General features: G+C 65.5%; 12 protein-coding genes. 7 read left to right on the top strand and 5 right to left on the bottom strand.

Annotated elements, in window-relative coordinates; translation table 11 throughout:
- Position 1: 1 nt before the first annotated feature.
- From rbfA to pnp, 4 genes are all read left to right on the top strand, one after another.
- Positions 2-427 (top strand): 30S ribosome-binding factor RbfA, encoded by a 426-nt coding sequence (gene rbfA / locus AC731_RS07345; RefSeq protein ID WP_048702746.1) that lies wholly within the window; start codon positions 2-4, stop codon positions 425-427.
- Positions 405-1,382, top strand: coding sequence for a tRNA pseudouridine(55) synthase TruB (truB, locus tag AC731_RS07340; RefSeq protein ID WP_048702748.1), 978 nt, complete (start codon positions 405-407; stop codon positions 1,380-1,382). Before rbfA ends, truB begins: the two co-directional genes overlap by 23 nt.
- A 78-nt stretch (positions 1,383-1,460) precedes the next feature.
- Positions 1,461-1,730: a 30S ribosomal protein S15 gene (rpsO, locus tag AC731_RS07335; RefSeq protein WP_004260598.1), complete on the top strand. Its 270-nt coding sequence runs from the start codon at positions 1,461-1,463 to the stop codon at positions 1,728-1,730.
- 199 nt (positions 1,731-1,929) lie between these two features.
- The gene (gene pnp, locus AC731_RS07330) at positions 1,930-4,029 is read left to right on the top strand and encodes a polyribonucleotide nucleotidyltransferase (RefSeq protein WP_048702751.1); all 2,100 of its coding nucleotides are present in this window, start codon (positions 1,930-1,932) and stop codon (positions 4,027-4,029) included.
- A 159-nt stretch (positions 4,030-4,188) separates the two neighbouring features.
- On the opposite strand, the gene dksA is transcribed toward pnp, so the two are convergent.
- Complete coding sequence (gene dksA / locus AC731_RS07325; RefSeq protein WP_004260592.1) at positions 4,189-4,614, bottom strand: RNA polymerase-binding protein DksA; 426 nt, start codon at positions 4,612-4,614, stop codon at positions 4,189-4,191.
- A 162-nt stretch (positions 4,615-4,776) separates the two neighbouring features.
- On the opposite strand from dksA, the gene AC731_RS07320 reads away from it, so the two are divergent.
- The gene (locus AC731_RS07320; RefSeq protein ID WP_048702753.1) at positions 4,777-5,784 is read left to right on the top strand and encodes a nucleoid-associated protein; all 1,008 of its coding nucleotides are present in this window, start codon (positions 4,777-4,779) and stop codon (positions 5,782-5,784) included.
- A gap of 212 nt (positions 5,785-5,996) precedes the next feature.
- Here the strand turns inward: AC731_RS07320 and AC731_RS07315 are convergent, their stop codons facing one another.
- The 4 genes from AC731_RS07315 to AC731_RS07300 all read right to left on the bottom strand — a co-directional run bounded on the left by AC731_RS07315 (position 5,997) and on the right by AC731_RS07300 (position 10,573).
- Positions 5,997-7,184 carry a porin family protein gene (locus tag AC731_RS07315; protein WP_156480671.1) on the bottom strand — a complete coding sequence of 396 codons (1,188 nt, stop codon included), beginning with the start codon at positions 7,182-7,184 and terminating at the stop codon, positions 5,997-5,999.
- 310 nt (positions 7,185-7,494) lie between these two features.
- On the bottom strand, positions 7,495-9,159 hold the full coding sequence (ettA, locus tag AC731_RS07310; protein ID WP_048702758.1) for an energy-dependent translational throttle protein EttA: 1,665 nt from the start codon (positions 9,157-9,159) through the stop codon (positions 7,495-7,497).
- Between the two features lie 37 nt (positions 9,160-9,196).
- Complete coding sequence (locus AC731_RS07305) at positions 9,197-9,679, bottom strand: glutathione peroxidase (protein ID WP_048702762.1); 483 nt, start codon at positions 9,677-9,679, stop codon at positions 9,197-9,199.
- Positions 9,680-9,796: 117 nt separating this feature from the next.
- The gene (locus tag AC731_RS07300; protein WP_048702765.1) at positions 9,797-10,573 is read right to left on the bottom strand and encodes a ferredoxin--NADP reductase; all 777 of its coding nucleotides are present in this window, start codon (positions 10,571-10,573) and stop codon (positions 9,797-9,799) included.
- Between the two features lie 101 nt (positions 10,574-10,674).
- Here AC731_RS07300 and AC731_RS07295 point away from each other — a divergent pair, with 101 nt between their 5' ends.
- Positions 10,675-11,601 carry a LysR family transcriptional regulator gene (locus tag AC731_RS07295; protein WP_048702767.1) on the top strand — a complete coding sequence of 309 codons (927 nt, stop codon included), beginning with the start codon at positions 10,675-10,677 and terminating at the stop codon, positions 11,599-11,601.
- 160 nt (positions 11,602-11,761) lie between these two features.
- Positions 11,762-12,934 carry a M20 aminoacylase family protein gene (locus tag AC731_RS07290; protein ID WP_048702770.1) on the top strand — a complete coding sequence of 391 codons (1,173 nt, stop codon included), beginning with the start codon at positions 11,762-11,764 and terminating at the stop codon, positions 12,932-12,934.
- Positions 12,935-12,938: the final 4 nt, after the last annotated feature.

The raw sequence follows: 12,938 nt of genomic DNA, 5'->3' as shown, positions 1-12,938 counted from the left end.
CATGCCCAAGGAGTATTCCCGCAGCCAGCGCGTGGTGGAGCAGATCCGCCGCGAGCTGGCGGAACTGATCAGGCTCGAGGTGAAAGACCCTCGAGTCGGCTTCATCACGCTCACCGATGTCGAGATCACGCCCGACTACGCGCGCGCCAAGGTGTTCTTCACCTCGATGACGGGCGAGGCTGACGTGCCCGAGATCCTGCAGGGCCTGCGTCGGGCGAGCGGCTTCCTGCGCCGCGAGCTGGGCCGCCGGATCCGGATCCATACGATTCCCGAGCTGCACTTCCACTACGATCGCTCGGTCGAGGAGGGCTCGCGCCTGTCCCGGCTGATCGATGATGTGGTGCGGGAGGACGAGGCCCGTCACTACGATGAAGACGGCGAAACCGACCACACGTCGGCCGGCGATGACGGAAGCGCGAAGTCCTGAAGCAGCGGCGCGCCCGCGCCGACCGAAACAGCCGCAACGCAAGATCGTCCGTCGCCTCGTCGATGGCGTGCTCTTGCTCGACAAGCCGCAGGGCGTGAGCTCCAACGGCGCGCTGCAGGCCGCGCGCCGTCTGCTCAACGCGGCGAAGGCAGGCCACACCGGCACGCTCGATCCGATGGCGAGCGGCCTGTTGCCGCTGACCTTCGGCGAGGCCACCAAGTTTTCGCAGATGCTGCTCGACGCCGACAAGACTTACGAGGCCGTCGTGCAGCTGGGTGTCGAGACCGACAGCGGCGATGCGGAGGGTGCGGTGCTGGCCAGGCATCCGGTGGCGGTCGAGCGGCCGCAGCTGGAAGCGGTGCTCGAGCGCTTCCGTGGCGAGATCGAGCAGGTGCCTCCGATGTATTCGGCGCTCAAGCGCAACGGCAAGGCGCTGTATGAGTACGCCCGTGCCGGCATCGAGGTCGAGCGCGAGGCACGTCGGGTCACGATCCATGCACTCGATCTGCTCGACTTCGCGTCCGACAGCTTCACGATCCGCGTGGCGTGCAGCAAGGGGACCTACATTCGCAGCCTGGCGATGGACATCGGCACGGCACTGGGTTGCGGTGCGCACCTTGCGGCGTTGCGCCGCACGCGGATCGGATCGTTCGACGTGGCCAATGCCGTTTCGCTGGACGCGCTCGAAGCGTGCGCGGCCGAGGAGCGTGACGGCTTGCTGGCTTCGGCCGACGCGCTGGTCGCGGTGTACCCGGAGTTGCGGCTCGACGCGGAGCAGGCCCGTGGTCTGCTGCAGGGAAGAGTTTTGTCGCTGGGGCGGGCCGACACCGAAGGCTTGGTGCGGGTCTACGGGCCGAAGGGTTTCCTCGGTCTCGGGCAGTGGCAGGACGGGGGCAAGCTGGCCGCACGGCGGCTGATTGCCACCGATGGCGGGGCGCTCGACGCATCCGCATGATAGCGATTGAGTTTTTGGTGCGGCTTTGGGTATAATCCGCCGCTTCTGATTGGCAGAAAAACACGAGTAAAGACACACATGGCTCTTGATACCGCATCCAAGTCGAAGATCGTCTCCGACTTCCAGCGCGCCCAGGGCGACACCGGTTCGCCGGAAGTCCAGGTTGCGCTCCTGACCGCCCGCATCAACGGGCTCGCTCCTCACTTCAAGGCCCACGGCAAGGATCACCACTCCCGCCGCGGTCTGCTGAAGATGGTCAGCCAGCGCCGCAAGCTGCTGGACTACCTGAAGGGCCGCAACGCCGACAGCTATCGCAATCTGATCGAGCGTCTGGGCCTGCGCAAGTAATTGCGTCCGTGACCAGCCCGACAGCGCCGATCAGGGCGAAGTAAGCCATCAAAGCCGGTGCGTGCCCCTGCGGCACGGCCGGCTTTGTGCCGTCTGAGGCCGTGCTTGCGTCGGGTTCGTCTTCCAGCGGATAGGGGTCGCTCGACCCGAACACCGCGCGCAGTTGTGGTTCGCTGCACTCATTGTTAAAGGAATTCCCTTGCTGAACGCAATCAAGAAAACTTTCGCCTACGGCGCCCATACCGTCACGCTCGAAACCGGCGAGGTTGCTCGCCAGGCCGGCGGTGCCGTCATCGTGAACATGGACGAGACCGTGGTGCTGGCCACCGTGGTCGCCGCCAAGGAAGCGCGTCCGGGGCAGGACTTCTTCCCGCTCACCGTCGATTACGTCGAGAAGTTCTACGCGGCCGGTCGCATTCCCGGCGGCTTCTTCAAGCGCGAAGGCCGTCCGTCCGAGAAGGAAATCCTCACCTCGCGCCTGATCGATCGTCCGATCCGCCCGCTGTTCCCCGAAGGCTTCATGAATGAAGTCCAGGTGATCGTGACGGTGCTGTCGCTGAACCCCGAGGTCGATGCCGACATCCCGGCGATGATCGGTGCCTCGGCTGCGCTCGCCATCTCCGGCATCCCGTTCGACGGCCCGATCGGCGCGGCACGCGTCGGTTATGCCGACGGCCAGTACATCCTCAACCCCACGGCCACCGAGCTGCAGACGAGCCAGATGAACCTGGTCGTCGCCGGTACCCAGGCAGCGGTGCTGATGGTCGAGTCCGAAGCCCAGGAGTTGTCCGAGCAGGTCATGCTGGGCGCCGTCGTGTTCGGTCACGAGCAGATGCAGACTGCGATCAAGGCCATCAACGAGCTGGTCGAAGTCGCTGGCAAGCCCGAATGGGATTGGCAGGCACCGGCAGCCAACGAGGCGCTGATCGCCAAGGTCACCGAGCTGGCCAAGGCCGAGATGGAAGAGGCCTTCCGCATCACCAGCAAGCAGGAGCGTTCGACCCGTCTGGGCGAGATCCGCAAGCGCGTGATGGCCACGCTGAGCGAAGGCGTGGAGAACCCGCCGTCGGCCACCGAGGTGAAGGACATCTTCTTCAACATCGAGTCGGGCATCGTCCGCAGCCGCATCCTGAATGGCGAGCCGCGTATCGACGGTCGCGACACCCGCACCGTGCGTCCGATCACCATCCGCACCGGCGTGCTGCCGCGCACCCACGGTTCGGCGCTGTTCACCCGCGGTGAAACCCAGGCGCTGGTCGTGGCCACGCTGGGCACCGGTCGCGACGAGCAGATCATCGACGCCATCGCTGGCGAGTACAAGGAGCGCTTCCTGCTCCACTACAACTTCCCGCCGTTCTGCACCGGCGAAACCGGCCGTTTCGGCGTGACCAAGCGCCGCGAAGTGGGCCACGGCCGCCTGGCCAAGCGCTCGCTGGTCGCGGTGCTGCCGAAGGCCGAGGACTTCTCCTACACCGTGCGCGTGGTGTCCGAGATCACCGAGTCCAACGGTTCGTCGTCGATGGCTTCGGTCTGCGGCGGCTCGCTGGCCATGATGGATGCGGGCGTCCCGCTCAAGGACCACGTCGCCGGCATCGCGATGGGCCTGATCAAGGACGGCAACCGTTTCGCCGTCCTGACCGACATCCTGGGCGATGAGGATCACCTCGGCGACATGGACTTCAAGGTCGCCGGTACCGAAAACGGCGTGACCGGCCTGCAGATGGACATCAAGATCCAGGGCATCACCAAGGACATCATGCAAGCTGCGCTGGAGCAGGCCAAGACGGGCCGCCTGCACATCCTCGGCATCATGAAGCAGTCGCTGGCCTCGTCGCGTGGCGAAGTGTCCGAGTATGCGCCGCGCATGATCAACATGAAGATCAACCCCGAGAAGATCCGTGACGTGATCGGCAAGGGCGGTGCGGTGATCCGTGCGCTGCAGGAAGAAACCGGCACCGTGATCGAGATCGAGGACGATGGCGCGATCACCATCTCGTCGGTGAGCGCCGAAGGTGCCCAGGCTGCGAAGGCCAAGATCGAGGCGATCACCGCGGAGGTCGAGGTCGGCAAGATCTACGAGGGCACGGTCATCCGCCTGCTGGACTTCGGCGCGATCGTCAACATCATGCCGGGCCGCGATGGCCTGCTGCACGTCTCGCAGATCGCCAACGAGCGCGTCAACAATGTGGCCGACTACGTCAAGGAAGGCCAGGCTGTGCGCGTCAAGGTGCTCGAGACCGACGAGCGCGGCAAGATCCGCCTGAGCATGAAGGCGCTGCTGGGCGAGAACGCCGGCTGAGTGCGATGTGAGGGGGGGGCAGTAAGGGCACCCCGCGCTGAACAAATGGGACGCTGCGGCGTCCCATTTTTTTCGCAGCCGTGGGCGGGTGGGCCTGGTCTTGGGGCGCGGTCGAAAAAAAGGACGCCGCAGCGTCCCCTTGTCGATTGCGCAGTCCGCTTACTTCGCGACCTGGCGCTCCCGCATTTCTTCCAGCGTCTTGCAGTCGATGCACATGGTGGCCGTCGGACGGGCCTCCAGGCGCTTCAGGCCGATTTCCACGCCACAGCTGTCGCAGTAGCCATATTCGCCAGCCTCGATGCGACCCAGCGCCTCGTCGATCTTCTTGATCAGCTTGCGTTCGCGATCGCGGTTGCGCAGTTCCAGTGCGATGTCCGACTCCTGGCTGGCGCGGTCGTTCGGGTCGGCAAACACCGTGGCCTCGTCCTGCATCGTGTGCACGGTACGCTCGATGTCATCCATCAGCTCGCTCTTGAGCGTGCTGAGGATCTCGCGGAAGTGGCCCATCTGCTTCTCGCTCATGTATTCCTCGCCAGCGGCGGGAACGTAGGGCGGGAATTGCTTGTGCAGGGTATCGTCAGCCATGAATCAACTTCCGTAGGTTGGTGAATGGATAGAGGCGACTTAATAGCAGAATCGGCCTGATGCGGCAAGCCGAGGGGCATGAACGGCGCAGGTTCGGCACTGCGCGCACTGCCTGCGCCCGTGCGAGAATCGCGCCCTCGTTCAATCGCCCGGAGTTCCTCGATGCCCGTCTCGCAGCACACTGTCACCCAGCTGATCGTCCATCGCCTCGTCAAGGAGGCGGACAGGCCCGCATCGCTGGTCTGCCGACCCGCGGCCTGCGCACTGGATGCAGTGGCGGTGCGTCTGGTCGAGCGGCTCTGCGGGCAGTACGAGTCGCGCTCTGCGAAGGGCTTCGGACGTTTCGAGGAGGACGAGGAGGTCTTCCCGCTCGCACGCTGGCTGCGCGAGTGGGTAAGCGAGCAGGGGCCCGATTTCGTGGCCTTCTCCGGTCAGGTTGCGCAGCACCTGCAGGCGCTTGCGGACGAGGAGGAATTGGAGCAGGGCGGCCTGGTCATTGTGGCGCGCATTGACGAAGGCGGTGCCGACTGCCTGTGGATCGCGCTGGTCGCGGAGGAGGCCGGAGTCGCGGTGAGCGGCGGACTCGATGTGAGCGACTGCCTGCACGTCGATTTTGCGGGTCTGCAGGCGGCCGGTCGAATCGATCTCGATGGCTGGCGACGAGGGGACGAGCGTTACATCGGATTCTTGCGTGGACGCGGCAAGGGTGGGGCCTTATTCAAGCGTTTTCTTGGCTGCAGCGATGTGGTCGTCGCTTTGCAGGAGACGAAGAAGCTGGTGGCCACGCTCAGCCACTTCGCCGAGCAGCAGCAACTCGAGCCGACACGGCGCGACAGCCTGCTCGAGCGCGCCCACGATTATCTGGACTCACTGGGCGAGAACGGGGAGACGGTCAGCTTCGAGGAGCTGGCACAGGAGGTGTATCCGGAGCAACCGGCAAGGCTCGGGTCGGCGCTCAATGCGCCCGAGGCCCGCCTGGTCGGCGGGTTCGTGCCCAACCGGCGCGCGATCAGGCCGCTGGTCCGCTTCAGCGCCAGCGGTGAGCAGTGGAAGGTGGAGTTCGATCGCAGCAGCCTGCATTCGGGCGCCGTGCATTACGATCCAGCGACCGATACCCTGGTGCTGGCGGGCGTGCCCGACTATCTGAAGCGCATGCTCGAGGAAGGCTGACGGTCACGGTGGCGGGCCGGGGGCGCAAAAAAAAGAAAAGCCCGAGCGCTTGTGGCGCTCGGGCTAAATCCACACCAAAGGAGGAAGTGGAGGAGACAGTTCGAATCATAATGCAGGGATTGTTGCGTTGCAACAATGCGACGTGCAAAATTTTTCTATCGACGCATTTTCTCGGCTTCGGCCTTCTTGGGTGATGCTGCGATCTGGTTCGATCAGAACACGAAATCCATGGTGACGCTCAAGACGGTCATGTCGCCGTCCCAGTCGGGGGTTTCGCCACGGTAGGGAAAGATCGATTCGGGTTTGCCGTCGATGCGGTCAATCTGCCCCTTGAGCGCGATCTGCGGCGCGACGTCCCAGCGCACGCCTAGCGCAAGAGTGTTCTGGTGCGCGTAGAAATTGCTGGTGATGAGGTCGATCAGCGGACGGGCGCCGGGCGGGATGGACGACCGGATGTCGGGCGCGGAAGAGCGGATCTGCGAATAGCCGAGGTAGGGCGTGACCGAGCCGATCCGGTAGGCGCCGATCACGTAGGCCGAGCGGGTGTCGCGATAGAACTCGCTGTCATGGACGACACGGTTCGCCATGGCCTGAATTTCCAGCGGGCCGTCCTCGTAGGCAAGGCCGATCGCGTCATAGCGCGTTTTGCGTCCCTTGACCTTCAGTTCAGGCGCGATGGCGAAGGCATTGGCGCCCACCAGTTCGACGATCGGGATCTCGTGCTCGAAGCGGACCTGCGTCGTGCCGAGCCGCAGTTGCCAGGGGCCGACCGTGTAGTCGAGGTAGCCGCCACGAATGTCCGAGCCGCGCAGGTCCCAGGTCAGCGAGTCCTTCATCGAGGTCTTCTCGGCTGCCTGACCGGCAAACAGCTTGGCCTCGAGCAGGCCTTTCCCGAGCGGGAAGGTGCCGGTCACGTCGACGCCATCGAAGTAGGAAAAGATGAGCTGGCCGTAGAAGTCCTGCGGCGGGCGTACGGTGAGATTGGCATAGCCGACGAGGCGGGAGTCGGCATGCATGTAGAAGTCCGTGCCCATCCGGCCAAGGCGGCCTGCCCATTGAGACGAGAACTCGTGGCGCAGGAAGGCCCATGAGATCTCGGGGCCATAGCTGCCGTCGTAACGATAGCGGCTCAGCGCCTGCACCACTGCGTTCGTCTGCGGCGTCAGGCGCATGTTGGCCTGAAGGCCAAGCAGCGAGTCGATCTTGGGGCTCCAGTTGGTCCGTACCCCATAGGCTTGCGAGAGGTCGCGCACGAACTCCGCATTGTCGTCGTTGGAGCGTGCAAAGCCGAGCGTGCCGAAACCGAGCAGGCTGACGGATGGCGGGTAGGCGGAAGGGACAGGGCCCGGCTCGGCCTGGCCAGTCCGTGGGACAGTGCAAAGCACCATCGACAGGGCCATGGGCAGGCATGCTGCAAGCATGCGCATGGCGAGTGGGTGCCCGCGCCGCGTCACCGTAGTGCGCCGGCGAGTGTTGGCCAAGTCCATTTCAATTCCGCAAGACCGGTGGATATGCATCGCAGTATAGCGGAATGATCCATGACAACGTCGAGGGCCAGGCCGCGCGCGCGGGACGCAGGCCGGCGCGGTGAGGGCGATGCAGGGTGAGGGTGGCAGGCTCGCCAGCCCCGCCCCGTGACCGTGCGGGTTCACGAAAAAAGCCCGCGGCGGAAGACCGCGGCGGGCTTTCGAGCTTTGGTCCGATGTCCGGTCAGCGCGCGATCGGCTTGTAGCGGATACGCTTCGGCTTCGCGCCTTCCTCGCCCAGGCGCTTCCTCTTGTCCTCTTCGTACTCCTGGTAGTTGCCGGCGAAGAAGGTCCATTGCGAATCGCCTTCGGCCGCCAGGATGTGCGTGCAGATGCGGTCGAGGAACCAGCGGTCGTGCGAGATCACCAGCGCGCAGCCGGCGAACTCCAGTAAGGCGTCTTCGAGCGCGCGCAGGGTCTCGACGTCGAGGTCGTTGGACGGTTCGTCCAGCAGCAGCACGTTGCCGCCCTGGATGAGGGTCTTGGCCAGGTGCAGTCGGCCGCGCTCGCCGCCGGAGAGGTTGCCGACGATCTTCTGCTGGTCGCCGCCCTTGAAGTTGAAGCGGCCGATATAGGCGCGGCTGGGCATTTCGAAGCGACCCACGGTGAGCACGTCGGCGCCATCGGAAATGGCGTCGAACACCGTCTTGTCGTTGGCGAGGCCCTCGCGGGTCTGGTCGACCGCGGCGATCTTGACCGTGGCGCCGATCTCGACCGTGCCCGAATCGGGGGCGTCGCGGCCTTCGATCATCTTGAACAGCGTCGACTTGCCGGCGCCGTTGGGGCCGATGATGCCGACGATGGCGCCCGGCGGGATGCTGAAGCTGACGTTGTCCATCAGCAGCTTGTCGCCGAAGGCCTTGCTGACGTTGTGGAACTCGATGACCTTGTCGCCGAGGCGCTCGCCAGGCGGAATGAAGATCTCCTGCGTCTCGTTGCGGCGCTGGTACTCGACGCTCGCCATCTCCTCGTAGCGGGCCAGGCGGGCCTTCGACTTGGCCTGGCGCGCCTTGGGGTTGGAGCGCGCCCATTCCAGTTCGGTCTTCATCGCCTTCTGGTGCGCAGCCTCCTGCTTGGCTTCCTGCGCCAGGCGCTCGCCCTTCTGCTCGAGCCAGGACGAGTAGTTGCCCTTCCACGGGATGCCGTGGCCGCGGTCGAGTTCGAGAATCCACTCGGCGGCGTTGTCGAGGAAGTAGCGGTCGTGGGTGACGGCCACCACGGTGCCGGGGAAGCGGGTCAGGAACTGCTCCAGCCAGTCGACCGATTCGGCGTCGAGGTGGTTGGTGGGCTCGTCGAGCAGCAGCATGTCGGGCTTGGACAGCAGCAGCTTGCACAGCGCGACGCGGCGCTTCTCGCCCCCCGACAGATTGCCGATGACGGCGTCCCAGGGCGGCAGGCGCAGCGCGTCGGCGGCGATCTCCATCTGGGTCTCGACGTCGCTGCCGGCCGTCGACAGGATGTTCTCGTACCTGGCCTGTTCCTCGGCGAGCTTGTCGAAGTCCGCGTCGGGTTCGGCGTAGGCGGCATAGACCTCCTCGAGCTTCTGCCGCGCCTCCATGATCTCGCCGAGCGCGGATTCGACCTCTTCCTTCACCGTCTTGGCGGGGTCGAGCTCGGGTTCCTGCGGCAGATAGCCGATGCGCTGGCCGGCAAGCCACTGCACCTCGCCGTCGTACTCCTTGTCCACGCCGGCCATGATGCGCAGCACGGTGGACTTGCCCGAGCCGTTGAGGCCGAGCAGGCCGATCTTGGCGCCGGGAAAGAAGGAAAGGGAGATGTCCTTGATGATCTGACGCTTGGGCGGAACGATCTTGCTCACCCGGAGCATCGACATGACGTATTGTGCCATGGGGGAGAGGTCCTGCTAAGTCGGAAAGGGCGAGAGTCTACAGCATCCCCTCGATATCCTTCACCAGTTCCTCCGGCGTGGTGGTCGGGGCGTAGCGTTCGATCTGCTGGCCGTCGCGACTCACCAGGAACTTGGTGAAGTTCCACTTGATGGCTTCGGTGCCGAGGATGCCCTTGGCGTGCTGCTTCAAGTACTTGTACAGGGGATGGGCGCCGTCGCCGTTGACGTCGATCTTGGCGAACATCGGAAAACTCACGCCGTAGTTCTTCGTGCAGAAGGCGTTGATTTCCTCGGCACTGCCGGGCTCCTGCGCGCCGAACTGATTGCACGGGAAGCCGAGCACGACCAGGCCGCGGTCCTTGTAGGTCTGGTAGAGCGTCTCGAGGCCGGCATAGTGCGGGGTCAGCCCGCACTGGCTGGCGGTGTTGACGATCAGCAATACCTTGCCGGCGTACTCACCGAGCGTGGTGGTGGCGCCCGAGAGGCGATCGACTTCGATTTCGTACAGGGTAGAAGACATGCGGGGCTCCTGAGTGAGGAGGGGGTCGGAAGCGCTTCGAGCCCCGCATGCGGAAAAAGTTTGACGCGCCGATGCGGTCGGGCGGCGGTGCTCGCCGCGTGATATTACTTCTCGAACTTACTTCTCGACGAAGGCGCGTTCGATCACGTAGTCGCCGGGCTGGCCGATACGCGGTGACATCGCGAAGCCGCGGGCGTCGAGCAGGGCGCAGCAATCGGCATTCATCGCCTGGCTGCCGCAGATCATCACCCGGTCCTGCGCCGGGTCCAGATCCGGCAGGCCGATATCGGCGAACAGCGTGCCGGACTCGATGACGTGGGTGATGCGGCCGGTGTTGCGGAAGGGCTCGCGCGTCACCGTCGGGTAGTAGATGAGCTGGTCGCGCACCTGCTCGCCGAAGAACTCGTTCTGCGGCAGCACGCGGGTGATGAAGTCCGTATAGGCCAGTTCCGACACGAAGCGCACGCCATGCACCAACACCACCTTCTCGAAGCGCTCGTAGGTCTCCGGGTCCTGGATCACGCTCAGGAAGGGCGCGAGCCCGGTGCCGGTGGCGAGCAGGTAGAGATGCTTGCCCGGGTTCAGGTCGTGCAATACGAGTGTGCCGGTGGGCTTCTTGCTGACGACGATCGGGTCGCCCTCGCGCAGGTGCTGCAGGCGCGAGGTCAGCGGGCCGTCAGGCACCTTGATGCTGAAGAACTCCAGGTGTTCTTCGTAGTTGGGGCTGGCGATGCTGTAGGCGCGCGTCAGCGGCTTGCCTTCCACGTCGAGCCCGATCATCACGAACTGGCCGTTCTCGAAACGCAGGCCCGGGTCGCGGGTGGTGCGGAAGCTGAACAACGAGTCGTTCCAGTGATGGACGCTGAGGACGCGTTCGGTAAGCAGGTTGCTCATGGCGGTGCTTGTGCAGGCGGATTGACGATGGAGCAGATTCTAGGTGCGCTGCGTTAGCGGTTAAGTGGATAATTTGAATATCCGTTACCGGAAAAATAGATATGCGATTCACCCTGCGCCAGATCCAGGCCTTCGTCGCCATCGCCAGCAGCGAGAACGTGTCACGCGCGGCCGAGGCGCTGAGCCTGTCGCAGTCCGCCACCAGCGCGGCGCTGGCCGAACTCGAGAACCAGTTCGACCAGCAGTTGTTCGACCGCCACGGCAAGCGCCTGCGCCTCAACGAGCAGGGCCGGCTGCTGCTGCCGCACGCCGTGGAACTGCTCGACCGTGCCGAGGAGATGGACGCCTTGCTGCGCGGCGAACGCGGCTTGGGCAGCCTGCGGGTCGGGGCGACGCTGACGATCGGCAACTACCTGCTGCCGCTCATCGTGTCGGGTTTCCTGCAGCGTCACCCGGAGAGCCGGGTCAAGCTCGAGGTGCGCAACACCGCAACCATTGCGGCGATGCTGGCGCGCTACGAGATCGACCTCGGGCTGGTGGAGGGGCAGGTGGTCGATGGCGAACTCGAATCGCAACCCTGGGTGGAGGATGAGCTGGTGGTTTTCTGTGCACCGGAGCACCGGCTGGCCGGGCGTGGCAGCGTCGCCTTTGCCGAAATCGCCGCCGAACCGTGGATCCTGCGCGAGCATGGTTCCGGCACGCGCGAGACCTTCGATCAGGCCCTGCGGCACTGGCCGGGTGGCGTGGTGCCGCGGCTGGAGCTGGAACATACCGAGGCGGTCAAGCGGGCGGTGGAGAGCGGGCTGGGCCTGGGCTGCCTGTCACGTCTGTCGCTGCGCGACGCCTTCCGTCGCGGCAGCCTGGTGCCGCTGGAGACGCCCGAGCTGGACCTGAAGCGCCATTTCAGCTTCGTGTGGCATCGCGGCAAGTACCACAGCGCGGCCATCCGCCGCTTTCTCGAGGATTGCCGCGCCTTTGCCGCGGGTGCCCGGCGCAGCGACGAGATTGCACTGCCGGCCGTGCGCTGATGCCGGGTTCCGAACCCGGTCGGGACGGGAACTTCCTCTGCCGCATTCCTTCAGATCCACACAGGCCCGACGGGTGCGCGATCGCCGTCGGGCAGGCCCCGGGCTCGCGGCCTGTAATACACTCGACACCCCCAACCGAATCCCAACGTACGGTGCAGCCATGAGCGTCATCGAATCCGTCCGTCCTTTGCACGGCAAACTCACCGCCATCCGTCGCGACATCCACGCCCACCCCGAACTCGCATTCGAGGAACACCGCACGGCTGCGCTCGTCGCGCGCCATCTCGAGGCGCTGGGCATCGAGACGCACCGCGGCATCGGCGGCACCGGCGTGGTCGGCGCCGTGCGCGGCGGTCGCAGCCTGCGTGCCATCGGCCTGCGTGCCGACATGGATGCGCTGCCGATCACCGAGCGCAACGCGTTCGCGCACCGATCCACCGTGCAGGGCTGCATGCACGCCTGCGGCCACGACGGGCACACGACGATGCTGCTGGGCGCGGCCGAGGCGCTGGCGGCGCGCAAGGATTTCGACGGCACCGTGTATCTGATCTTCCAGCCCGCCGAGGAAGGCGAGGGCGGTGCCCCCGCGATGATCGCCGACGGCCTGTTCGACCGCTTCCCGATGGAGGCGGTGTTCGGCATGCACAACTGGCCGGGCATGGACGCCGGCAGCTTCGCCATCCACAGCGGTCCGGTGATGGCCAGTGCCGACCGCTTCGACATCCGCTTCACCGGCGTCGGCGCGCATGCCGCCATGCCGCACCTCGGCGTCGATCCGGTGGTCGCCGGCGCCGCCTTCGTGCAGGCGGCACAGACCCTGGTCAGCCGCAGCCTCGATCCGATCGACGCCGGCGTGGTGTCGATCACGCAGTTCCATGCCGGCGAGGCCTACAACGTCATTCCCGACCGCGCCGAGCTGTGCGGCACGGTGCGCACCTTCTCTGCGGAGGTGCGCGACCGGCTCGAGCACGGCCTGCGTCAGGTCGCAGAAGGTATCGCGCAGAGCCATGGCGTGCAGGTCGCCTTCGAATATCGCCGCGGTTACCCGCCGACGATCAACACCGCCGACGAGGCGGCGTTGTGCGCCCGGGTCGCGCGTGCCGTGGTCGGGCCCGATCGCGTCTTCACCGACCGTCGCCCGAGCATGGGCGCGGAGGATTTCGCCTATTTCCTGCAGGAGAAGCCGGGCGCCTACGTGTGGGTCGGCAACGGTCCGGGCGAGGGCGGCTGCATGCTGCACAACCCCAACTACGACTTCAACGACGAAGTCCTGCCCACCGGCGTCGCCTACTGGTGCGAGCTGGCGCGCACGCTGCTGTCGACCGCGCGCTGAGCGG

The sequence above is a fragment of the Thauera humireducens genome (assembly GCF_001051995.2).
Lineage (GTDB): Bacteria > Pseudomonadota > Gammaproteobacteria > Burkholderiales > Rhodocyclaceae > Thauera > Thauera humireducens.
Note: the sequence above shows the minus strand (reverse complement) of the source record. Positions and strands in the feature narration are given on the sequence as shown.